Origin of the sequence: Bradyrhizobium sp. 61, from assembly GCF_023073075.1 — a bacterium.
Classification (GTDB): Bacteria; Pseudomonadota; Alphaproteobacteria; order Rhizobiales; family Xanthobacteraceae; genus Bradyrhizobium; species Bradyrhizobium barranii.
In genome coordinates, this window is record NZ_JADPIU010000044.1 from 146,842 (window position 1) to 168,838 (window position 21,997).

Genomic DNA, 21,997 nt, shown 5'->3' on the forward strand with positions numbered 1-21,997 from the left:
TTTTGGCATGAGCGACAAGGCCGTCATCACCTGCGCGCTGAACGGCGTGCTCACCGACCCGAAGCAGCACAACGTGCCTGTGACGCCCGAGCAGATGGCGCGCGAAGCCAAGGCTGCGTTCGATGCCGGCGCCAGCATCATGCACATCCATCTGCGCCAGCAGGCGCCAGACAAGGGACATCTGCCGTCCTGGGACGTGAGCGTCAGCAAGGAGATTCAGCAGGCCATCCGCGAGGCCTGCCCCGGCGTCATTATCAATCACACCTCGGGCGTGTCAGGGCCGAACTACAGCGGCGCGCTCGACTGCATCCGCGAGACCAGGCCCGAGATCGCGGCCTGCAACGCCGGCTCGCTGAACTATCTGAAGGTGAAAGCCGACAACACCTGGGCCTGGCCGCCGATGATGTTCGACAACGCGGTCGAGAAGGTGAAGGACTATCTCGACGTCATGAACGCGGTCGGGACCATCCCCGAGTTCGAATGTTTCGACGTCGGCATCGTCCGCTGCGTCGGCATGTACCACCAGGTCGGCATGTACAAAGGCCCGCTCGAATATAACTTCGTGATGGGCGTTGCCTCCGGCATGCCGTCCGATCCCGATCTGCTGCCGATCCTGATCAAGCTGAAACGGCCCGAGGCGCATTTCCAGGTCACCGCGATCGGTCGCGAAGAGATCTGGCCGCTGCACCAGCGCTGTGCCGAACTCGGCGGCCATCTCCGCACCGGTCTGGAGGACGCCTTCTATCTCGCCGACGGCAAGAAGGTGACGTCGAATGGCCAGTTGATCGAGGCCATCGCCGCCTGCGCCCGCCGTGCGGGCCGCGAGATCGCAAGCCCCGCCGAGGCGCGGAAGATCTTTGGGACGAATAGGTAAGGTATCGCCTCAACCGTCATTGCGAGCGAAGCGAAGCAATCCAGCGTCTTTCCGCGGTGACGGTCTGGATTGCTTCGTCGCTTCGCTCCTCGCAATGACGAGCAGGATAGAGTTATGTCCATTCTCGACAACACCATTTCCCCCGGCAGCGCCAGCTACCACGCCAATCGCGACGGCATGCTCGGTCTGATCGACCGCATGCGTGCGCTGGAAGAGCGCACGCGTGCGGCGTCGGCGGCGGCAAAGGAACGCTTCCACAAGCGCGGCCAGCTGCTGCCGCGCGAACGCGTCGCGCTGGTGCTCGATCCCGGCGCGCCCTTCATCGAGCTGTCGACGCTCGCCGGTTACATGTTCGACGTATCAGATGCGAACAAGAGCGTGCCCGGCGGCGGCGTCATCGCCGGCATCGGCTTCGTCTCCGGCGTCCGCTGCATGGTCAGTGCCAATGACGCCGGCATCGATGCGGGCGCGCTCCAGCCCTATGGCCTCGACAAGACGCTGCGGGTGCAGGAGCTCGCGCTGGAGAACAAGCTGCCTTACGTCCAGCTCGTCGAAAGCGCCGGGGCCAATCTGCTGCGCTACCGCGTCGAGGACTTTGTCCGTGGCGGCAACATCTTTCGCAATCTCGCGCGGCTCTCGGCGGCGGGGCTGCCGGTCGTCACCGTCACGCACGGCTCGTCGACCGCGGGCGGCGCCTACCAGACCGGCCTGTCCGATTACATCGTCATGGTCCGTGGCCGCACCCGCGCGTTCCTCGCCGGGCCACCTCTGTTGAAAGCCGCAACCGGCGAGATCGCGACCGAGGAAGAGCTTGGCGGTGCCGAGATGCACACGCAGGTCTCAGGTCTTGGCGATTACCTCGCGGAGGACGACCGCGATGCGCTGCGCATCGCGCGCGAGATCATGGCAGCGCTGGAATGGGAGCGGCCGGGCCGCGCGGCTCCGCAGTTCAAACCGCCGCGCTACGACCAGGACGAGCTGCTCGGCATCATGCCGATGGACCACAAGCGCACCGTCGACATGAAGCAGGTGATCGCGCGCATCGTCGACGATTCCGACTTCACCGAGATGGCGCCCAATTACGGCCCCGCCACCGTCTGCGGTCACGCCCGCATCGAAGGCCAGGCGATCGGCATCATCACCAACAACGGCCCGCTCGATCCCGCCGGCGCCAACAAGGCGACGCATTTCATCCAGGCCTGCTGTCAGACCCGCACGCCGATCCTCTATCTCAACAACACCACCGGCTACATGGTCGGCAAGGCCTATGAAGAAGCCGGCATGATCAAGCACGGCTCCAAGATGATCCAGGCTGTCACGTCGGCGACGGTGCCGCAGATCACCATCTATTGCGGCGCCTCGTTCGGCGCCGGCAATTACGGCATGTGCGGACGCGGCTTCCATCCGCGCTTCTGCTTCTCCTGGCCCAACGCCAAGACCGCCGTGATGGGCGGCGAGCAGGCCGCCGAGACCATGGCGATCGTGACCGAGGCCGCCGCCGCGCGCCGCGGCAAGCCGGTTGAGAAAGAAAAGCTCGATGCGATGAAGGCGCAGATCATCGGTGTGTTCGACGGCCAGATGGACGTGTTCTCGACCAGCGCCCGCGTGCTCGATGACGGCGTGATCGACCCGCGCGACACCCGTGCGGTGCTCTCCGAGGTGCTCGCGATCTGCCGCGAGGGCGACGCGCGCACGCCCCAGCGCATGCAATTCTCGGTGGCCCGCCCATGAGGAACGGATCAGTGCAGCACCGGCCGTTTTTCAGGGTTTTGGTTGCCAATCGCGGCGAGATCGCGCTGCGGGTGATGCGGAGTGCGCGGCAACTCGGCCTCGGCGTCGTTGCGGTCTATTCGGATGCCGATCGCGATGCGCTCCACGTGCGGCAGGCCGACCAGGCCGTGCGCATCGGCGAAGCCCTGCCGGCGCAATCCTATCTCAACATTCCCGCGATCATCGCCGCGGCCAAGGTGAGCGGCGCAGATGCCGTGCATCCCGGCTATGGCTTCCTCGCCGAGAACGAGGACTTTGCACAGGCCTGCAAGGAGGCCGGCCTCGTCTTCATCGGCCCCTCGCCGCTGGCGATCGAGGCGATGGGCAACAAGGCTGGCGCCAAGGAGATCATGAAGAAGGCCGGCGTGCCCTGCGTTCCCGGCTATCAGGGCGCCGACCAAAGCGACGAGGTCATGCTCACGGAAGCCAGGAAGATCGGCTTCCCCGTGATGATCAAGGCGGTTGCGGGCGGCGGCGGCCGCGGCATGCGGCTGGTCACCGATGCCGCATCCTTCCCCGATGCGCTGCGCAGCGCGCGGTCGGAGGCAAACGCCGCGTTCGGCGATCCCACGGTCATCCTCGAGCGAGCGATCCAGAACCCGCGGCACATCGAAATCCAGGTGTTCGGCGATAGCCACGGCAACGCCATCCATCTCGGCGAGCGCGACTGCTCGGTGCAGCGGCGACATCAGAAGCTGATCGAGGAGGCGCCATCGCCGGCGGTCACGCCGGAGCTGCGCGCGAAAATGGGTGAGGTCGCTGTCGCCGCAGTCAAGGCGCTGCGCTATGAGGGCGCCGGCACGCTGGAATTCCTGCTCGACGCCAGCGGCGAATTCTACTTCATGGAGATGAACACGCGCCTCCAGGTCGAGCATCCCGTCACCGAGGCGATCACCGGGCTCGATCTCGTCGAGCTGCAGCTGCGTGTCGCGCGCGGCGAGCCTCTGCCGGTGAAGCAGCAGGACGTCCGATTCTCGGGCCACGCCATCGAGGTGCGGCTGTGCTCGGAAGATGCCGCGCAGGATTTCATGCCGCAGTCTGGCCGCATGGCGCGCTGGCAGGTGCCTGACAGCATCCGCGTCGAGCACGCGCTGCAATCGGGCGCGGAGATCCCGCCGTTCTACGATTCCATGATCGCCAAGGTGATCAGCCATGGCGCGACACGGGAGGAGGCGAGGGGGCGGCTGATCGTCGGCCTGGAGCAACTCACTGCGTTTGGTGTGACCACCAATCAAGCGTTTCTGATGTCCTGCCTGCGCCATCCCGGATTTGCCAGGGGCGAGGCGACGACAGCCTTCATCGGCGCACATCGCGACGAACTATTGGCGCCGCCGGCGAATGCTGCATTCGATACGGCGCTGGCTGGCCTGCTGCTCTATGTCACCAATCCGCGCGCGCCGTCATGGCAAGGTGGCCGAAGCCTGGCGGCAACATTCCCGCTGCCGGCAAAAGTCGAGATCGCCGGCCACACCCACGAGCTCGAAGTCACGCGTGAGCGCGATGGCGGCTACATCGTCGCCGCCGACGGCCGTCAGGACAAGTTCGAGATCGACCAGCTCGATGCCGACGCCATCCGTTTCCGCCACGACGGCGTGATGGACAGCGCAAAATTCCTGCGCGACGGCGATCGGCTCTATCTCCAGCATCGCGGCATCCCGCTTGCGGTCACCGATCTCACCCTTGCCGCGCCAAAGGCGGCTGCGAGCAATGGCGGCGATGGCAAAGTCCGCGCCGCCATGAACGGCCGCGTCGTCGCCGTGCTGGTCAAGCCCGGCGACCGCGTCACCGCCGGTCAACCGGTGATGACCTTGGAAGCAATGAAGATGGAGCACGTCCACAAGGCCGGCATCGACGGCGTGGTCGCCGCGATCGACGTCGCCGAAGGCGAGCAGGTCACGACGGGCAGGATCGTCGCGGAGATCGGGGCAGGGTAGCCTCTCTCCGTCATTGCGAGCGCAGCGAAGCAATCCAGTCTGCATCCGCAGAAGCACTCTGGATTGCTTCGCTGCGCTCGCAATGACGATGGGGAGATGCCGTCTCAAACTCGACTCGCCGCCGTGGCTGCGTTCGGGCGTCCCAATAAATCCAAATAATTCCAATATGATACTGCCTGTTTGATCTCGCTTACGATTTTTATTGAACATTGTTCAATTTAAGGCTACTAATATTGAGCGATGTCAAATCATGTGGAGGCCTGCATGTTGCGCGCAAATCACCACGCCCGAGAGACCGATGCCTTGCTGCCGTCAGTGTCCCGCCGGCTCTCGTTCGCCGCGCCGCAAGTCCGCGAAAAATATCTGATTGGCGCGCTCTTCGTCCTGACGCTGGTGGCGCTCCTCGCGCCGGCGTTGCCCGCCTCCGCCTGGCACATCCCGCATTTCGTCGACACTCGCACCTGGCTGGGCGTGCCCAACGCCGGCGACGTGCTGAGCAATCTTGCCTTCCTGGCGATGGGCGCTTGGGGCTTGCTGCGCCTGCGTGCCCACCCTGATGCGCCCGCGGGTGCAGGTTGCCTCTTCGTGGGTCTGATCCTCACTTGCATAGGATCGTGCATCTATCATCTGGATCCCGACGCGCCGCAGCGGCTGGTGGCCGATCGTCTCGGTATGGCGGTGGCGTTCGCGGGCTTTCTGGGCATCGCGGCCAGCGAGCGCATCAGCGTGCGTGCCGGTCAGGCGGTGGTGGTGCTGGTGACGGTTGCGGGCCTGCTCGCGGCCTGGGTGGCACGCGAGAATCTCACGCCATGGGTGGTCGTGCAGTTCGGCGGCATGGCGTTGGCCGTGGGACTGGTGTTGACACGGCCCCGGCCCGGTGCGCTTGGCGTGCCTCTGGGCGGCGTGATCTTCTTTTACGCGCTGGCCAAGCTTTTCGAGCTGGGTGACGTGACCATATTTGAAGCGACAGGCCACATTGTCTCGGGCCACACGCTCAAGCATCTGGCCGCCGCGCTGGCGGCGTGGCCGGTGATCCGGGCGTTGCGGCCTACTGCCCGCGCCCCGTCCCCTCGTTGAGCAGACACGCCACCTGATGCCCGTCGCCGGCATCCACCAGCGCCGGCCGCTCCGTCTTGCATCGCTCGATCGCAAACCGGCAGCGGGTGTGAAACGCGCAGCCGGAGGGCGGATTGACCGGGCTCGGCACGTCGCCGTCGACCAGCGGCGCGAGCTTCTTGGCAAACGGGTTCGCAACCGGCACTGACGCGAGCAGGGCCTGCGTGTAGGGATGGCGCGGATTGCGGAACAGCTCGTCCTTGTCGGCGATCTCGACGATGCGGCCGAGATACATCACCGCGACGCGATGGCTGATATGGGCGACCACGGCGAGGTCATGCGCGATGAAGAGATAGGAGAAGCCGTGTTGCTTCTGCAGGTCGATCAGGAGATTGATGACCTGCGCCTGGATTGAAACGTCGAGCGCGGAGACCGGTTCGTCGCAGACGATCAGGCGCGGCCCCAGCGCCAGCGCGCGTGCGATGCAGATGCGCTGGCGCTGGCCGCCGGAGAATTGATGCGGGAAGTTGCGCATCTGATCGGGCCGCAGGCCCACCTGCTCGAACAGTTTTGCGGTGCGCGCTTCCAGCTCCTTGCCGCTTGCGAGCCCATGCACGGCGAGCGGCTCGCCGACGATGTCGCCGGCGGTCATACGCGGATTGAGCGAAGCGAACGGGTCCTGGAACACGATCTGCATCGAGCGGCGATGCGGCCGCAGCGCGGCTTTGGAGAGACGGGTGATGTCCTCGCCATCAAGGCGGATCTGACCCGAAGTCGGCTCGACCAGCCGCAGCACGCTGCGCGCCACCGTCGACTTGCCGCAGCCGGATTCGCCGACCAGGCCGAGCGTCTCGCCGGTATGAACCGTGAACGAGACGCCGTCGACCGCATGCACGGTGCCGACCTGCCGCCGCAACACGCCGGCGCGCACCGGATAGTGCTTCTTGAGATCGGTGACTTCGAGCAGCGCCTCGGTCATGCCACCTCCGCCACTTCGGCCGCGCGCCAGCACGCCGCGAGATGGCCGCCGCCCCAGTCCGCCAGCGGCGGATATTCGGCCTCGCAGCGTTTGATCGCGAGCTTGCAGCGTGGCGCGAAGGCGCAGCCTTTCGGCAACCGCACCAGCGACGGCACCGTGCCGGGAATTTCGTTCAGTCGAGCCTGCGCCGGCATGCCGGACGCCGGCACAGCGGGGATCGAGGCCATCAGCCCGCGCGTATAGGGATGCTTTGGCGCCGCGAACAGCGCTTCCACCGTTGCCTCCTCCACCTTCTTCCCCGCATACATCACGATCACCCGCTGCGCGGTCTGCGCGACGACGCCGAGATCATGCGTGATCAGCACGAGCCCGGTGCCGAGCTCCTTCTGAAGATCGAGGATCAGCGCCAGGATCTGCGCCTGGATGGTGACGTCGAGCGCGGTGGTCGGCTCGTCCGCGATCAGCAGCGCCGGCCTGCAGGCGAGCGCCATCGCGATCATCGCGCGCTGGCGCATGCCGCCGGAAAGCTGATGGGGATATTCCCGCGCGCGCCGCGCCGGCTCGGGGATGCGCACCAGCCGCAGCATCTCGACCGCGATGTCGCGCGCTTCTCTGGCCGGCATCGCCCGGTGCAGCCGCACCGCCTCGACGATCTGGTCACCGATCCGCATTACCGGATTGAGCGAAGTCATCGGCTCCTGGAAGATCATGGAGATGCGATTGCCCCTGACGGCGCGCATCTCGGCTTCATCCAGCGCCAGCAGTTCGGTGCCTTCGAGCGAGACCGACCCGCCGACGATACGGCCGGGCGGATCGGGCATCAGCCGCATCAGGGACAGCGCGGTGACGCTCTTGCCGCAGCCGGATTCGCCGACGATCGCCAGCGTCTCGCTGCGCCTCACGGTGAAGGAGACGTCGTCGACGGCTTTGAACAGGCCGGAATTGGTGAAGAACACCGTTTTCAGGTTCTTCACTTCGAGCACGAGATCGGTTGCCTCTTTCATCAGCCGCGCTGCCTCGGATCGAGGATGTCGCGCAAGGCGTCGCCGAACAAGTTGGCTCCGAATACCGCGAGGCTGATCGCGATACCCGGGAAGATCACGAGCCACGGCGCGGTGCGGACATATTCGGCCGCGGACTCCGACAGCATGCGGCCCCATGACGGATAAGGCTCGGGAATGCCGAGGCCGAGGAAGGACAGCGAGGCTTCGGTGAGGATGGTCGAGCCGAGCTGCGCGGTCGCGAGCACGATCAGCGGCGCCAGCGTGTTCGGCAGCACGTGGCGCAGCGCGATCCGCACCTCGCTCATGCCGATCGACTTGGCGGCTTCGATAAAGGGCAGTTCGCGCAACGCCAGCGTGTTGGCGCGAATGACGCGCGACACCGTCGGGATCAGCGGAATAGCGATGGCGATGATGACGTTCGGCAGGGACGGACCGAGCGCGGCGGTCATGATCAACGCCAGGACCAGCAGTGGAAGCGCTTGAAGAATGTCGGAGACACGCTGGAACACCAGATCGACCCAGCCGGAGAGATAGCCGGAGGTCAGGCCAACGATGACGCCGATCGTGCCGCCAAGTGCCGTCGAGCCGATGCCGACCGCGAGCGAGATACGCGCGCCGTGGATGATGCGGCTGAACACGTCGCGGCCGAAGGAATCCGTGCCCATCCAATGCGCCAGGCTCGGGCGCGCCAGCGCGCGAGCGGCGTCGATGGTCAGGGGATCGTAGCGCGCGATGAAGTCGGCAAAGATCGCCGTGAGCACGAACAGCGTCATGATGATCAGCCCGGCCGCGCCCAGCACGTGACGCTGCGCCAAATACAGCACGCGTCGCCAGCCACCGGTCGCATACGCGCCGGCCCGCCTCAGTTCAACGTCATAGTCGATTGCGGCCATGGATCTCTATCTTCCCCCTCTCCCTGCTTGCGGGGAGAGGGTCGGGGTGAGGGGGGCTCTCCGCGGAGGAGGTGAGAGTTGGACTCGCGGAGACTCCCCCTCACCCGGATTGCTGCGCAATCCGACCTCTCCCCGCAAGCGGGGAGAGGTGAAGGAGAGTGCGCTCGCGGCGTGAACAAAAATCATGTGGCTAATCCGTATACCGGATGCGCGGATCGAACACCGCGTAGAGCATGTCGACGATGAAGTTCGCGCTCACCACCACGACCGCGATCAGCATCACGAGGTTTTGCACGATCGGATAGTCGCGCCAGCGGATCGCTTCGACCAGGAAGCGTGCGACGCCGGGGATGTTGAACACGGTCTCGGTCACGATCAGGCCGCCGATCAGGAACGCGGCCTCGATGCCGATCACGGTGATGACGGGCAGGATCGCGTTCTTCAGCGCATGCTTATAGTTGACGGCGGCGTCGGAGGCGCCCTTGGCGCGCGCGGTGCGGATATAGTCCTGCCGCAGCACCTCGAGCATCGAGGATCGCGTGATGCGCATGGTCAGCGCCGCGCTGCGGAAGCCGACGGCGGCCGCCGGCACGGCGTAGGTCGCGAACGCCTCGAGCCAGGTCTGCGGATTCGGATTGAAGATCGGCATCTGGTTGAACATCGCCACCGACGCCGTGAGGATCAGCAGGCCGAGCCAGAACGAGGGCAGCGACAAGCCGCTGAGGCTGACGACGCGCAATGCGTAATCGAGCCGTGTGCCCTGCTTCACCGCGCTGATGACGCCGAGCGGAATGCCGATCGACGCCGAGAACAACAGCGCCAGCCCGGCGAGCCGCGCGGTGATCGGGATCCGCGGCAAAATCTCCTGAAGCGCGGGCTTCTCGGAAACATAGGAGTAGCCAAAATCGCCGCGCAGAAAGCCGCTGATCCAGTGCCAGTACTGCACGACCAGTGGCTGGTCGATGCCGAGCTCCTTCTCCAGATTGGCCTTGTCGGCGGGGTCGACGTAGCCGGCCGCGGCAAACAGGATATCGACGATGTTGCCGGGCACGATGCGCAGCAGGAAGAAGATGACGACCGAGATCCCGAACAGGGTCACGAGCATCAGGAACAGGCGCCGCACCAGATAGGCAAACATGCATCGCCTCCTGTCGAAACCGTCAGCCGCCTGCGCTACTTGTCCATCCAGACGTCCTCGTAGCGATACCCATTATAGGAGCTGTTCGACATCACCGTTATGCCCTTGACATAGGGCTGCCAGCAGGAGCCGGTGCGCGCGTGGAAGATGATCGGGCGGGCGACGTCCTCCTGCAACTTCTTGTCGATGTCCCACACCATCTTCTTGCGCTTGTTGACGTCGGTCTCCTGCGACTGCACGTCGAAAAGCTTTTCGATCTCCTTGTTGCAGTAATTGGTGTAGTTGCGCTCGGAGCCGCAGGAATAGTTCTCGTAGAACGACTGGTCGGGATCGTCGACGGCGTTGCCGGTCAGATTGAGCCCGAGCATGTAGTCCTTGCGTGCGATCTTCGGGAACCAGTTCGCGGTCTCGACCACGTCGAGCTCGCCGTCGATATAGATGCTCTTGAGCTGGTCGATCAGGATCACCGCGGGATCGCGATAGACCGGGATGTTGCGGGTCGAGACCTTGACGGCGAGATGCTTGTCCGGCCCGTAGCCGGCCTTCTGCATCAGCTTCCTGGCTTCCTCGCGGTTGGCGTTCACATCGGGGCCATAGCCGGGAATGGTCTCGAGCATCTCCTTCGGCATGCCCCACAGCCCGTTCGGCGGCGGCAGCATGGTGCCGCCGACATCGCCCTGGCCCTCGAACATGATCGAGATGAAGGCCTTGCGGTCGAGCGTCAGCGCCATGGCGCGGCGGATGTCGATATTGTCGAACGGCGGCGCGGACGAGTTGACGATGATGTTGGTGGCGACATTGTTGGGCTCGACCACGCAGACCGCGTTCGGCGCCTGCGATTTGACGTCCTTCAACAGCGGAATGCTAACTTCGGTCGGGAACGCCATGTCGAACTTGCCGGCGACGAAGGCGAGGATCGCGGTCGAACGGTTCGGGATGATGGTGAACTCGATGCCGTCGAGATAGGGCCGCCCCTCGCGCCAATAGTCGGGATTTCGGGTCAGCTTGATCGATTCATTGGCCTTGAACTCGACGAATTTGAACGGGCCGGTCCCGATCGGGTGCGTGCGCATGTCGCCGGGCGAGACGTGACAGGGATAGACCGGCGTGTAGCCCGAGGCGAGCAGGGCCAGCAGCGACGGCTGCGGCCGCTTCAAGTTGAAGGAAACTTCGAGGTCGCCGTTGGTGGAGACGTCATTGACCTGCTCGTACCAGGTCTTGCGCGGATTCTGCCGGAACTTCTGCTGCGACTTGCCCATCAGCATGTCGAAGGTGCATTTGACGTCCGCGGAGGTGAACGGCTTGCCGTCATGCCATTTCACGCCCGGGCGCAGCTTGAAGGTGAGCGTCTTGTTGTCGTTGACCCAGGCCCAGCTCTCGGCGAGTTCCGGAATGATGTTGTCCATCCTGTTCTGCGCCTCGTCCTGCTTGTAGATGACGAGGTTGTTGAACACAGGCATGAAGGGAACATTGAGCGAATAGGTCGCGCCTTCATGGATCGAGGCATTGCCGGGGCTGTCGCGGTGGTACATCCGCAGGATTCCGCCCTGCTTGGGCCCGCCGGCGAGCGCGGTGGTCGAGGTCGTCAGCACAGATAGCGCCGCCACTGCGGCGAGCGCCCACACGCTCCGCATGCTCATCCTCCCTGGACATTAGTCTTTTGGGCCTTTGCGGCCTGTTTGTCAGACGATAGCGACGCACGTGCAGCGAGGCAACCGGCAAGGCCGCTCGCCGCCTCGACAATTCGGATGACGGAAGGCCGCAGGCGTTCACACTCTCTTCATGTGAGAGTGCAGGTGCGAAGGGATGGTTCCTGTGCAGATGTTGCGGGCAGCTGCCTCAACAAACTCCGCCGTCGTCCCGGACAAGCGAAGCGCAGATCCGGGATCCATAACCACAGGAAGTCGTTTGATGAAGACTCGGAGTTACCTGCTCGCGTGACGACTCCTGCCGTTGGTTATGGGTCCCGGGTGCGCGACTTCGTCGCGCCCCGGGACGACAGTGGGGCTCACACGATCCGTGACGTCTTATTCCCCCAATAGCGGTCCCGCAGCAGCCGCTTGTACAGCTTGCCCGTCGGCAGCCGCGGTAGTTCCTTCTCGAAATCGACCGAGCGCGGCACCTTCTGCCGCGACAGCGACTGGCCGCAGAAGGCGATCAGTTCTTCGGCCAGCGCCTCGCCCGGCACGATGCCGGGCATCGGCTGCACCACCGCCTTCACCTCTTCGCCGAGATCGGGATTGGGCACGCCGAACACCGCGGCATCGGCGACCTTCGGATGGGTGATGAGCAGGTTCTCGCATTCCTGCGGATAGATGTTCACCCCGCCGGAGATGATCATGAAGGTCGCGCGGTCGGTCAAATAGAGGAAACGATCCTCGTCGACATAGCCGACGTCGCCGACCGTGCTCATGCTGCCGTCGGCCGAGCGCGCCTCCCTGGTCTTCTCGGGGTCGTTGAAATATTCGAACGACGATGCCGTCTTGAACCAGACCTGGCCCGGCGTGCCGGTCGGGCACGCCCTCATGTTCTCGTCGAGAATGTGGAGGTCGCCGAGCAGCACCTTGCCGACGGTGCCGCGGTGGCTAAGCCATTCCTCGCTGTTGCAGGCGGTGAAGCCGAGGCCTTCGGTCGCGCCGTAATATTCGTGGATGATCGGCCCCCACCATTTGATGATGTCGTCCTTGACCAATGCCGGGCAGGGCGCTGCGGCGTGGATCGCAATCTCCAGCGACGACAGGTCGTAGCGGTCGCGCACCTCCTCCGGCAGCTTCAGCATGCGCGAGAACATCGTCGGCACCAGCTGGGTGTGGGTGATGCCCCATTGCTGGACGAGCTGGAGATAACGTTCGGGATCGAACGTCTCCTTGATGATCACGGTGCCGCCCATGCGGATCGTGAGGTTCACCGCGGCTTGCGGCGCGGAGTGATAGAGGGGGGCAGGCGAGAGATAGACCATGCCCTCGCGGTAGCGCCAAAGCTTTGTCAGGAAATCGAACAGCGGCAGATTGTGCTTCGGCGGTTCCTCCGGCAGCGGGCGCAGGATGCCTTTCGGCCGTCCGGTCGTGCCGGATGAATAGAGCATGGCGGTGCCGAGCCATTCATCGGCGATCGGAGCCTCGGGCAGGTCGGCGGTCACCTCGGCGAGGCCGACGATGCGGTCGCTCTCGCCGGGGCCGTCGGCGACGATGCAGAGCTTGATGTCCGGACAGGCCTTGATCGCCTCGCGGGCGATGTCGAGTTTCGCAACGGACGTGATCAGGATTTTCGACTGGCTGTTGACGAGGAGATAGGCGAGCTCGCCCGGTGTCAGGAACGAGTTGATGCAGGTGTAGTACAGCCCGGAGCGCTCGCCCGCGCCGCAGGCTTCGAGGTAGCGCGAATTGTTCTCCATGAAGATCGAATAATGGTCGAGCCGCTTCAAGCCGTGCTCGCGGAACAGATGCGCCAGGCGGTTGCTGCGCGCATCGAGCTCGCGATAGGTGACGGCCTCGCCGGTTGCAGCCATGATGAAGGCGGGCTGGAGCGGGCGTAGACGAGCATGCTGACCTGGATACATCAGTCCTCCGGCTTGAAATTATGCGGCGAGAAGCAGGATTTCGCGAATGTCGGCGGGGCCGTCGATCTTGCGCGGGTTGCGCGGGATCCAGTTGGTGCGCATCGCCTGTTCGGCGATGGCGTCGAAATGCTCAGGCGAGACGCGGACGTCGGCGAGGCTGCGCGGCATGCCGAGCGAGCGGATGAAGGCGTCGAGCACGTCGCCGGCGTTGTGGCCGGGAAAACCCATCGCGGCGGCGACGATCGTCTGGCGCTCGGAATTGTCGCGCGCATTCCAGCGCATCACCGCAGGGAGCATGATGCAGGAGGTGTAGCCGTGCGGCACGTCGAAGGCCGCACCCAGCACATAGCCGATGCCGTGGCTCGCGCCCATCGGCACGCCGGCGGCGAGCGCGCCCATCGACAGCCAGGTGCCGATCTGCGCATCCATGCGGGCGTCGAGATCGGCAGGGTCGGCCTTCACCCGCGGCAGCGCGTCGGCGAGCATGGCCAGCCCCTTCACCGACTGCGCGTCGGCATAAGGGTGCGTCTCGCGCGAGCAGATCGCCTCGACGCAATGGTCGACGGCGCGGATGCCGGTGGAGAGAAACAGCCATTCCGGCGTGTGCACGGTGATGGCGGGATCGAGGATGGTCGCACGCGGCACCGTGAGCGGATGCCGCAGCATCTGCTTCACATGCGTGCCACGGTCGGTGACGCCGGCGATCGCGCTGAACTCGCCGCCGGCGATCGTGGTCGGCACGCTGATCTGCCGCACGTCAGGGGCGGTCATCTCGGGCGCGACGCCCTTGTGGACGCGGATGCGCTCGATCCCGTCGACGTCGTCGATGCCGTTGGCAAGGCAGAGCTGCACCGCCTTGGCACCGTCGGTGATCGAGCCGCCGCCCACGGTGACGATCAGGTCGGCGTTCACTTCGCGCGCCGCATTGGTCGCCGCGATCACCGCCTCGCGCGGCGTGTGCGCCGGCATAGCGTCGAACAGGCCGGCGCAACGCGCGCCGAGCGCCTGTTTGATCTTCGTGATTTCGTCGGTCTGACGGTTCAGCGTGCCCGAGACCATCAGGAAAGCGCGGCGCGTCCCTGTCCGGTCCATCTGCGCAACGACGGCCTCGGCCGCGGGATGGCCGAACACGACCTCCTCGATCGCGCCGTAAACGACACGTCCCTGGTGCACGCCTGTCCTCCCCGGACAATTCGCCTTGTTTTTGTGGGGGTAATCTAGCCGAGCGGGCGGCATTCGTCATGCGCGAAGACGCTGCCCGTCCTATTGCCGACCCCCACAAGCGTGACGAGGTCAGGCGTTAGCAAGCGCGCGGTTCAGCGGGCGCAAGCCTAATTCATGAATAAAATGCATAGGTTCATGCGCATTCTGTCGGCTAATCGCTCGCATCTCAAAGGGCTACCCTTCGATTGAAATCAGAGAAAAAGCGGCGTCGCTTTGAGCCGTCGGGCAATTGCCGGGCAGCGTGTCGACTTGTTTGAGCAGGACATCCAGCAATGAAAACGCGCAAGCTTGGCCCGAGCGGTCTTGAGGTTTCGGCAATCGGTCTGGGCTGCATGGGGCTGAGCTTCGGTCTCGGCCCTGCAGCCGACCATAAGGAGGCGATCGCGGTGATCCGCGCAGCGGTCGAGCGCGGCGTGACGCTGTTCGACACCGCAGAAGCCTATGGGCCGTTCACCAATGAGACATTGGTTGGCGAAGCGTTGGAGCCGGTGCGGGATCAGGTTCTGATCTGCACGAAGTTCGGCTTCAAGATCAACGAGAAGGGCGAGATGCTCGGGCTGGACAGCCGGCCAAGGCACATCCGCGAGGTCGTCGAGGCCTCGCTGAAGCGGCTGCGGACGGACCGGATCGACCTCCTGTACCAGCACCGCGTCGATCCGGCGGTACCGATGGAGGACGTGGCCGGCGCGGTGAAGGAACTCGTTGCGGAGGGCAAGGTAAAGCACTTCGGCTTGTCGGAGGCGAGCCCACAGAACATCCGCAAGGCGCATGCGGTGCTGCCGGTCGCCGCAATCCAGGATCACTATTCGTTGTGGATGCGCGAACCCGAGAGCACGAAGTTTCCGGTCTGCGAAGAACTCGGTATCGGTCTTGTGGCATGGGGACCGCTCGGTCAGGGCTTCCTGACCGGCAAGATCACCAAGGATATGAAGTTCGACGATCCGAACGACCTGCGCAAGGATTTTCCCCGCTTCAAACCCGAGGCGCTCGAGGCCAATTTCAAAGTGGTCGATTTCCTGAAAAGTCTGGCGGCAGACAGGGGCATTACGCCGGCCCAAATCGCACTCGCGTGGCTGCTTGCGCAGAGGCCGTGGATCGTACCGATTCCGGGCGGGACGAAGTTCGATCATCTCGATGACAATCTGCCGGCGGCTGACGTCGAGCTGACGGCCAAGGATTGGCGCGAGATCGATCAGGCCTTCGCCGCCATCGAAATTACGGGCGGAGCCCTGTCGGAAGCTCTGGATGCGGCAATCGACCGCTAGGGCTTTGACCGCGAGGGGATGTCCTTCCTCAAGGATGAAAACGAGATCGACGGCGGCACGACTCGACAGGGCGAGCGCCTGCAGCCGTGTCGTGCAAGAGCGCCGCCGACCGCGACGTCCGGGGCCAGCGGTCTCGCTGTCAACCCGTCATCCGGCTAGGGCATCCTCCCAAGCGTTGCGCGTGCTTTCGTCTTGAAGATTTCATCATTGAAACCCATCTTGTGTCGCCCGCGGGTAGGCGAGTACGCTGCTTTTGCTGCGGCAAATGTGCGAGGGACTTGGGATGAGCGGACCGGACCGAAACGAGCATTTTGTCAAAACGCACGATTTCGTCCTACCTCGACTTTGCGCAATTGCCGGGCTCCTCGCCGCGACGTTCGCTCTCACTGGTTGCGGACAACCGGCCTCGCAGGCCGCCGCCCCACCGCCCCCGCCGGTGACCGTCGCCCAGCCGGTCAAGCGCACCGTCACCGATTGGGACGAGTTCACCGGCCGCTTCGAGGCGGTCGAGGAGGTGCAGGTGCGCCCCCGCGTCGGCGGCTTCGTCAACTCCGTCGAGTTCCAGGACGGCGCGATCGTGCATCAGGGCGACCTGCTCTACGTCATCGACCCGCGCCCGTTCGAGGCGGTGGCCGAGCAGGCAGACGGCCAGTTGTCCGACGCGCGTGCCAAGGTGGAGCTTGCCAAGCGCGAGCTCGACCGTGGCCTGAACCTGGTCCAGACCAGCGCGGTCTCCGAGCAGGCCGTCGACCAGCGCCGCCAGGCCTTGCAGGCGGCGCATGCCGCGGAGACGCAGGCCGCAGGCGCGCTGAAGGCCGCCCGGCTCAATATCGAGTTCACCCATGTGACCGCGCCGCTCACCGGCCGCGTCAGCCGCCATCTCGTCAGCCCGGGGAATCTCGTGCAGGGCAGCGATACCGGCACCTCGACGCTGCTCACCTCGATCGTCGCACTCGATCCGATCTACGTCTATTTCGACATGGATGAGGCGACCTTCATCAAATACAGCAAGCTGTGGTTCGAAGGTCGCCGCCCGAGCTCGCGCGACACCGCGAACCCGGTGCAGGTGACGCTCGCCGGCGAGACGAAGCCGTCGCATGAGGGCACCATCAACTTCCTCGACAACCGCCTCGATGTTTCCACCGGCACGCTGCGCAGCCGCGCCGTGATCAAGAACACCGATCTCTCGATTCTGCCGGGCCAGTTCGGCCGCGTCCGCCTGATCGGCAGCGCGCCCTATGAGGCGCTGCTGATTCCCGACGTTGCCGTCGCAACCGACCAGTCCCGCAAGATCGTGTTCGTCGTGAAGCCGGACGACACCGTCGAGGCGCGACCCGTGGTGCTCGGTCCGCTCGATGAGGGCCTGCGCGTGATCCGCGAGGGGCTGAAGGCGGAGGACCGCGTCATCGTCAACGGCATCCAGCGCGCCCGCGTCGGCGCCAAGGTCGCTCCGTCTCCCGCGCCAGCGCCGGCCAAGTCCGGTGACAAGTCATGAACCTTGGCCGTCTCTCCATCAACCAGCCCATCCTGGCGATGGTGCTGTCGATCGTGCTGCTGATCGTCGGCGCGCTCGCCTATACGACGCTGCCGGTCTCCGAATATCCGCAAGTGGTGCCGCCGACCGTCGTTGTCACCACGCAGTATCCGGGCGCCTCGGCGCAGACCGTGTCCGACACCGTCGCAGCTCCGATCGAGCAGCAGATCAACGGCGTCGAGGACATGCTGTATCTCTACAGCCAGGCGACCTCGAACGGGCAATTGACGATCACCGTCACCTTCAAGCTCGGGACCGACCTCGACAAGGCGCAGGTGCTGGTGCAGAACCGCGTCGCGATCGCACAGCCGCAGCTGCCGGACGAAGTGCAGCGCAACGGCGTCGTCACGCGCAAGAACTCGCCCGACATCCTGATGGTCGTGTTCATGCTGTCGCCGGACGATACGTTCGACCAGCTCTACATCTCCAATTACGCGCTGCTCCAGGTCCGTGACCAGCTGCTGCGGATCGACGGCGTCGGCGATATCCAGATCTTCGGCGCACGCGACTATTCGATGCGGCTCTGGCTCGACCCTGATCGTATCGCCAATCTCGGCCTGACCTCGACCGAGGTGCTGGCCGCGATCCGTGCCCAGAACGTCCAGATCGCGGGCGGCCAGATCGCCGAACCGCCGATCGCCGACCGGGCCTTCCAGCCAAACCTCGTTTTCACCGGGCGCCTCAAGGACCAGAAGCAGTTCGAGGACATTCTGATCAAGGCCGGCTCCGACGGCCGCACGGTGCGGCTGCGCGACGTCGCCCGCATCGAGCTCGGTGCTCTCGCCTACTCCACCAACAGCTTCCTGCTGCGCAAATCGGCGGTTGCCATGCTGGTGACGCAGCGGCCGGGATCGAATGCGCTCGCGACTGCGAAAAACATCTCCGACACGATGGTGAAGCTCAAGGAGAGCTTTCCGAAGGGCCTCGACTACAATATCGGCTACAACCCGACCGAGTTCATCGCACAGTCCGTCCACGAGCTGATCAAGACCATCTATGAGGCCATGCTGCTCGTGGTCATCGTGGTGCTGGTGTTCTTGCAGGGCTGGCGGCCGGCGATCATTCCGATCATCGCGATTCCGGTCTCACTGGTCGGCACCTTCGCGGTGATGGCGGCGCTCGGCTTCTCCATCAACAACCTCACTTTGTTCGGCCTCGTGCTCGCCGTTGGCATCGTGGTCGACGACGCCATCGTGGTGGTGGAGAATGTGGAGCGCCATCTCGAGCACGGCTTAAGTCGGCGCGATGCAGCGCTGAAGACCATGGAGGAGGTCGGCGGCGCGCTGGTCTCGATCGCGCTGGTGCTCTGCGCCGTGTTCGTGCCGACCGCATTCATTGGCGGCATCTCCGGGCAGTTCTTCCAGCAATTCGCCGTCACCATTGCGGTGGCGACCGCGATCTCCTGCTTCTGCTCGCTGACGCTGTCGCCGGCGCTGGCTTCGATGATCCTCACGCCGCACGCAGAGAAGCGACCGCCTGCCGCCTGGAATCTCCTCGCGCGTGGCTGGAATGCGTTCACCGGCGTCTTCAACCGCGTGTTCGACCGGCTCTCGCATGGTTATGCCGGCCTCGCCAATTTCGTGATCCGCCATTCGGTGGTGATGATCCTGATCTATGTCGTGCTGATCGGCAGCGCCGGCTGGCTGATCGCGACCACGCCGCAGGGCTTCATTCCCGCGCAGGATCGCGGCTACGTCATCATCTCCGTGCAATTGCCGGGCGCGGCGTCGCTGGCGCGCACCACCGAAGTCGTGCGCGAGATCGAGCGGATCTCGCTGGACACGCCCGGCATCGTCCGCGTCGCCGCCTTCGCCGGCTTCTCGGGCGCCACCCGCACGCAGGCGGGCAATGCTGCGGCGCTGTTCCCGGTTTTCGACGAGCCCGAGGCGCGGATGAAGAAGGGATTGTCTGCGAACGCCATCACGGTCGAACTGCGCAAGCGCCTGGCCGCAATCCAGGGCGCCTTCATCATCGTGATTCCGCCGCCGGCCGTGCCCGGCATCGGCACCGGCGGCGGCTTCACCATCCGCGTCCAGGACCGCCAGGGCCGAGGACCTGAGCTGCTCGCCGCGGCCACCGACGAGCTTGTCGCCGCGGCGCGCAAATCGCCGTTGCTGCTCGGCCCCACGGTTTTCTCCCCGTTCTCGGCCAACACGCCGCAGCTCTTCGTCGACATCGACCGCACCAAGGCGCAGAAGCTCGGCGTGCCCATCGCCAGCATCAACGACACGATCCAGACCTACTTCGGATCGACCTATGTCAACGACTTCAACCTGTTCGGCCGCACCTATCACGTCACCGCGCAGGCTGACTTCCCGTTCCGAAAAGAGCCCAGCGACCTCTCGCGCCTGCGCACGCGTAACGCCTCCGGCGACATGGTGATGCTGGGCAGCGTGGTCGAGTTCAAGGACGTCTCCGGCCCCGACCGCGTCGCGCGCTACAATCTCTATGCTGCGTCCGAGCTCCAAGGCGAGCCGGCGCCGGGCACCAGCTCGACCACCGCGCTCAACACCATCAAGAAGCTCGCGGACGACATCTTGCCGAGCGGCTTCACCTTCGAATGGACCGATCTCTCCTACCAGCAGGTCACCGGCGGCAACGCGGGCCTGCTCGTGTTCCCGATCTGCGTGCTGTTCGTCTATCTCGTGCTCGCCGCGCAATATGGCAGCTGGACGCTGCCGTTCGCGGTGATCCTGATCGTGCCGATGTGCCTGTTGGCCGCCACGATCGGCGTGCGCATCATGGGGCAGGACGTCAACATCCTCACCCAGATCGGATTCGTCGTTCTGGTGGGGTTAGCTGCCAAGAACGCGATCCTGATCGTCGAGTTCGCACGCGACATCGAGAAAGAAGGCAAGCCGCGGCTGGAGGCGGTGATCGACGCCTGCCGCCTGCGCCTGCGGCCGATCCTGATGACCTCCTTCGCCTTCATCCTCGGCGTGCTGCCGCTGGTGATATCGTCCGGCTCCGGCTCGGAGATGCGGCAGGCGGTCGGCGTCGCCGTGTTCTTCGGCATGATCGGCGTCACCCTGTTCGGCCTGCTGTTCACCCCGATCTTCTATGTGGTGGTGCGGAACCTGGCGGAAGGGCGGAACGAGGGGAAGAAGCCGGAGGTGGCTGCTTCTTAGTCGTTGCGGGTGGCCACTGGCGTATCCACACCCTCGCTGTCGTCCCCGCGTAAGCGGGGATCCATACCCCCAGGGGGAAGTTGCGGCGCGAGACAGGTAACCACGAGCCTTCGCCAAATCTCTCCCTGTGGTTATGGGTCCCGGGCTCGCGCTACGCGCGCCCCGGGACGACAGCGGTGGTTGGCGCGCAGAATCCCATACTAACGGCCTACGCCGAAATGGATGGGCAGACGCGGGGTTCTTCACTAGTATCCGCGCGATTTCAAAACAGAAAACTGCTGGGAGCCAACATATGAAATCAGCACTTTTGGCCGCTGTCGCAACGTCTGCTCTGTTGCTCGCTGCGCCGGCCTCCGCACAAGGCGTCAAGATCGGCATTCTCAACGATCAGTCCGGCGTCTATGCCGACTACGGCGGCAAGTACTCGGTCGAAGCCGCCAAGATGGCGATCGAGGATTTCGGCGGTGAAGTGCTTGGCCAGAAGATCGAGATGGTCACCGCCGATCACCAGAACAAGCCGGATCTCGCCACGTCGATCGCGCGGCGCTGGTACGACGTCGAGAACGTGGACATGATCACGGAGCTGACGACCTCCTCGGTCGCGCTCGCGATCCACGAGCTCTCCAAGGAAAAGAAGAAGATCGACATCGTCGTCGGCGCCGCGACCTCGCGCCTCACCGGCGATGCCTGCCAGCCCTACGGCTTCCACTGGGCCTATGACACCCGCGCGCTCGGCGTCGGCACCGGCGGTGCGCTGACGAAAGCGGGCGGCGACACGTGGTTCTTCCTCACTGCCGACTATGCCTTCGGCTATGCGCTGGAAAAGGACACCAGCGAGATCGTCACCGCCAATGGCGGCAAGGTGGCCGGCTCGGTCCGCGTGCCGCTCAACTCGTCGGACTTCTCCTCCTTCCTGCTCCAGGCGCAGAGCTCGAAGGCGAAGATCGTCGGCCTCGCCAATGCCGGCCTCGACACCACCAACTCGATCAAGCAGGCGGCCGAGTTCGGTATCGTCTCCGGCGGCCAGAAGCTTGCCGGCCTCCTGATGACGCTCGCCGAGGTGAATGGTCTCGGCTTGCAGGCCGCGCAAGGCCTGGTGCTGACCGAGGGCTACTACTGGGACCTCAACGACCGCACCCGCCATTTCGGCGAACGCTTCTTCAAGCGCACCAGCCGGATGCCGAACATGATCCAGGCCGGCACCTATTCGGCGACGCTGAGCTATCTCAAGGCGGTCAAGGCCGCAGGCACCAAGGACCCCGACGCGGTCGCCAAGAAGCTGAAGGAGCTGCCGGTCGACGACGACTTCGCGCAGGGCGGCAAGGTACTCGAGAACGGCCGCATGGTCCACGACATGTATCTGTTCGAGGTCAAGAAGCCGTCGGAATCGAAGAAGCCGTGGGACTATTACAAGCTGCTCGCAACCGTCCCCGGCGACAAGGCGTTCTTCGCCGCCAAGGACAGCGGCTGCCCGCTGACGAAGTAGCGAGGCGCAAGGGGGCAACGCTGGCGCCACACCCTGGCTGTCGTCCCCGCGAATGCGGGGAGGTGGATTCACACTCGAAGTGCAACACTCGTGAGAAGGCCTCTGCGGGGGTTCGGAAGTCAAGGCATTTGCGCGGGATGTTGTTGTAGGCGG

At 64.7% G+C, this 21,997-nt stretch carries 15 protein-coding genes; 8 read left to right on the top strand and 7 right to left on the bottom strand.

Annotation, left to right across the window (positions count from 1 at the left end; translation table 11 throughout):
* The first annotated feature begins 7 nt into the window (after positions 1-7).
* The 4 genes from IVB46_RS13225 to IVB46_RS13240 all read left to right on the top strand — a co-directional run bounded on the left by IVB46_RS13225 (position 8) and on the right by IVB46_RS13240 (position 5,655).
* A complete protein-coding gene (locus IVB46_RS13225; RefSeq protein WP_028155241.1) occupies positions 8-874 on the top strand; it encodes a 3-keto-5-aminohexanoate cleavage protein in 867 nt (288 codons plus the stop codon).
* Positions 875-988: 114 nt separating this feature from the next.
* A complete protein-coding gene (locus IVB46_RS13230) occupies positions 989-2,605 on the top strand; it encodes an acyl-CoA carboxylase subunit beta (RefSeq protein WP_247312938.1) in 1,617 nt (538 codons plus the stop codon).
* Complete coding sequence (locus IVB46_RS13235) at positions 2,602-4,578, top strand: acetyl-CoA carboxylase biotin carboxylase subunit (protein ID WP_247312937.1); 1,977 nt, start codon at positions 2,602-2,604, stop codon at positions 4,576-4,578. The genes IVB46_RS13230 and IVB46_RS13235 overlap by 4 nt, the downstream gene beginning before the upstream one ends.
* 264 nt (positions 4,579-4,842) lie before the next feature.
* Positions 4,843-5,655 carry a hypothetical protein gene (locus IVB46_RS13240; protein WP_247312936.1) on the top strand — a complete coding sequence of 271 codons (813 nt, stop codon included), beginning with the start codon at positions 4,843-4,845 and terminating at the stop codon, positions 5,653-5,655.
* Here the strand turns inward: IVB46_RS13240 and IVB46_RS13245 are convergent.
* The 7 genes from IVB46_RS13245 to IVB46_RS13275 all read right to left on the bottom strand — a co-directional run bounded on the left by IVB46_RS13245 (position 5,627) and on the right by IVB46_RS13275 (position 14,380).
* Complete coding sequence (locus IVB46_RS13245; protein WP_247312935.1) at positions 5,627-6,613, bottom strand: dipeptide ABC transporter ATP-binding protein; 987 nt, start codon at positions 6,611-6,613, stop codon at positions 5,627-5,629. The genes IVB46_RS13240 and IVB46_RS13245 overlap by 29 nt on opposite strands.
* Positions 6,610-7,617, bottom strand: a complete 1,008-nt coding sequence (locus tag IVB46_RS13250; RefSeq protein WP_247312934.1) for an ABC transporter ATP-binding protein — start codon at positions 7,615-7,617, stop codon at positions 6,610-6,612. The genes IVB46_RS13245 and IVB46_RS13250 overlap by 4 nt, the downstream gene beginning before the upstream one ends.
* Positions 7,617-8,510, bottom strand: coding sequence for an ABC transporter permease (locus IVB46_RS13255; RefSeq protein ID WP_247312933.1), 894 nt, complete (start codon positions 8,508-8,510; stop codon positions 7,617-7,619). The genes IVB46_RS13250 and IVB46_RS13255 overlap by 1 nt, the downstream gene beginning before the upstream one ends.
* A 190-nt stretch (positions 8,511-8,700) precedes the next feature.
* Positions 8,701-9,648, bottom strand: a complete 948-nt coding sequence (locus IVB46_RS13260) for an ABC transporter permease (protein WP_208083589.1) — start codon at positions 9,646-9,648, stop codon at positions 8,701-8,703.
* A gap of 35 nt (positions 9,649-9,683) precedes the next feature.
* Entirely contained in the window at positions 9,684-11,282 is a 1,599-nt protein-coding gene (locus IVB46_RS13265) for an ABC transporter substrate-binding protein (protein WP_247312932.1), read from the bottom strand.
* Between the two features lie 374 nt (positions 11,283-11,656).
* Positions 11,657-13,207, bottom strand: coding sequence for an AMP-binding protein (locus IVB46_RS13270; protein WP_071909070.1), 1,551 nt, complete (start codon positions 13,205-13,207; stop codon positions 11,657-11,659).
* 18 nt (positions 13,208-13,225) lie between these two features.
* On the bottom strand, positions 13,226-14,380 hold the full coding sequence (locus tag IVB46_RS13275) for an iron-containing alcohol dehydrogenase (protein WP_247312929.1): 1,155 nt from the start codon (positions 14,378-14,380) through the stop codon (positions 13,226-13,228).
* A 323-nt stretch (positions 14,381-14,703) separates the two neighbouring features.
* Between IVB46_RS13275 and IVB46_RS13280 the strand changes: the two genes are divergently transcribed.
* From IVB46_RS13280 to IVB46_RS13295, 4 genes are all read left to right on the top strand, one after another.
* Positions 14,704-15,696, top strand: a complete 993-nt coding sequence (locus IVB46_RS13280) for an aldo/keto reductase (RefSeq protein WP_247312926.1) — start codon at positions 14,704-14,706, stop codon at positions 15,694-15,696.
* 283 nt (positions 15,697-15,979) lie between these two features.
* Entirely contained in the window at positions 15,980-17,191 is a 1,212-nt protein-coding gene (locus tag IVB46_RS13285; RefSeq protein ID WP_063979975.1) for an efflux RND transporter periplasmic adaptor subunit, read from the top strand.
* Entirely contained in the window at positions 17,188-20,358 is a 3,171-nt protein-coding gene (locus tag IVB46_RS13290) for a multidrug efflux RND transporter permease subunit (RefSeq protein WP_247312923.1), read from the top strand. The genes IVB46_RS13285 and IVB46_RS13290 overlap by 4 nt, the downstream gene beginning before the upstream one ends.
* Before the next feature lie 292 nt (positions 20,359-20,650).
* Positions 20,651-21,844, top strand: coding sequence for an ABC transporter substrate-binding protein (locus IVB46_RS13295; protein ID WP_071909074.1), 1,194 nt, complete (start codon positions 20,651-20,653; stop codon positions 21,842-21,844).
* Positions 21,845-21,997: the final 153 nt, after the last annotated feature.

Excerpts from the sequence above, each read along its gene's own strand:
- IVB46_RS13225 (WP_028155241.1), top strand. The coding sequence starts at position 8 with ATGAGCGACAAGGCCGTCATCACCTGCGCGCTGAACGGCGTGCTCACC.
- IVB46_RS13230 (WP_247312938.1), top strand. The coding sequence starts at position 989 with ATGTCCATTCTCGACAACACCATTTCCCCCGGCAGCGCCAGCTACCAC.
- IVB46_RS13235 (WP_247312937.1), top strand. The coding sequence starts at position 2,602 with ATGAGGAACGGATCAGTGCAGCACCGGCCGTTTTTCAGGGTTTTGGTT.
- IVB46_RS13240 (WP_247312936.1), top strand. The coding sequence starts at position 4,843 with ATGTTGCGCGCAAATCACCACGCCCGAGAGACCGATGCCTTGCTGCCG.
- IVB46_RS13245 (WP_247312935.1), bottom strand. The coding sequence starts at position 6,613 with ATGACCGAGGCGCTGCTCGAAGTCACCGATCTCAAGAAGCACTATCCG.
- IVB46_RS13250 (WP_247312934.1), bottom strand. The coding sequence starts at position 7,617 with ATGAAAGAGGCAACCGATCTCGTGCTCGAAGTGAAGAACCTGAAAACG.
- IVB46_RS13255 (WP_247312933.1), bottom strand. The coding sequence starts at position 8,510 with ATGGCCGCAATCGACTATGACGTTGAACTGAGGCGGGCCGGCGCGTAT.
- IVB46_RS13260 (WP_208083589.1), bottom strand. The coding sequence starts at position 9,648 with ATGTTTGCCTATCTGGTGCGGCGCCTGTTCCTGATGCTCGTGACCCTG.
- IVB46_RS13265 (WP_247312932.1), bottom strand. The coding sequence starts at position 11,282 with ATGCGGAGCGTGTGGGCGCTCGCCGCAGTGGCGGCGCTATCTGTGCTG.
- IVB46_RS13270 (WP_071909070.1), bottom strand. The coding sequence starts at position 13,207 with ATGTATCCAGGTCAGCATGCTCGTCTACGCCCGCTCCAGCCCGCCTTC.
- IVB46_RS13280 (WP_247312926.1), top strand. The coding sequence starts at position 14,704 with ATGAAAACGCGCAAGCTTGGCCCGAGCGGTCTTGAGGTTTCGGCAATC.
- IVB46_RS13285 (WP_063979975.1), top strand. The coding sequence starts at position 15,980 with ATGAGCGGACCGGACCGAAACGAGCATTTTGTCAAAACGCACGATTTC.
- IVB46_RS13290 (WP_247312923.1), top strand. The coding sequence starts at position 17,188 with ATGAACCTTGGCCGTCTCTCCATCAACCAGCCCATCCTGGCGATGGTG.
- IVB46_RS13295 (WP_071909074.1), top strand. The coding sequence starts at position 20,651 with ATGAAATCAGCACTTTTGGCCGCTGTCGCAACGTCTGCTCTGTTGCTC.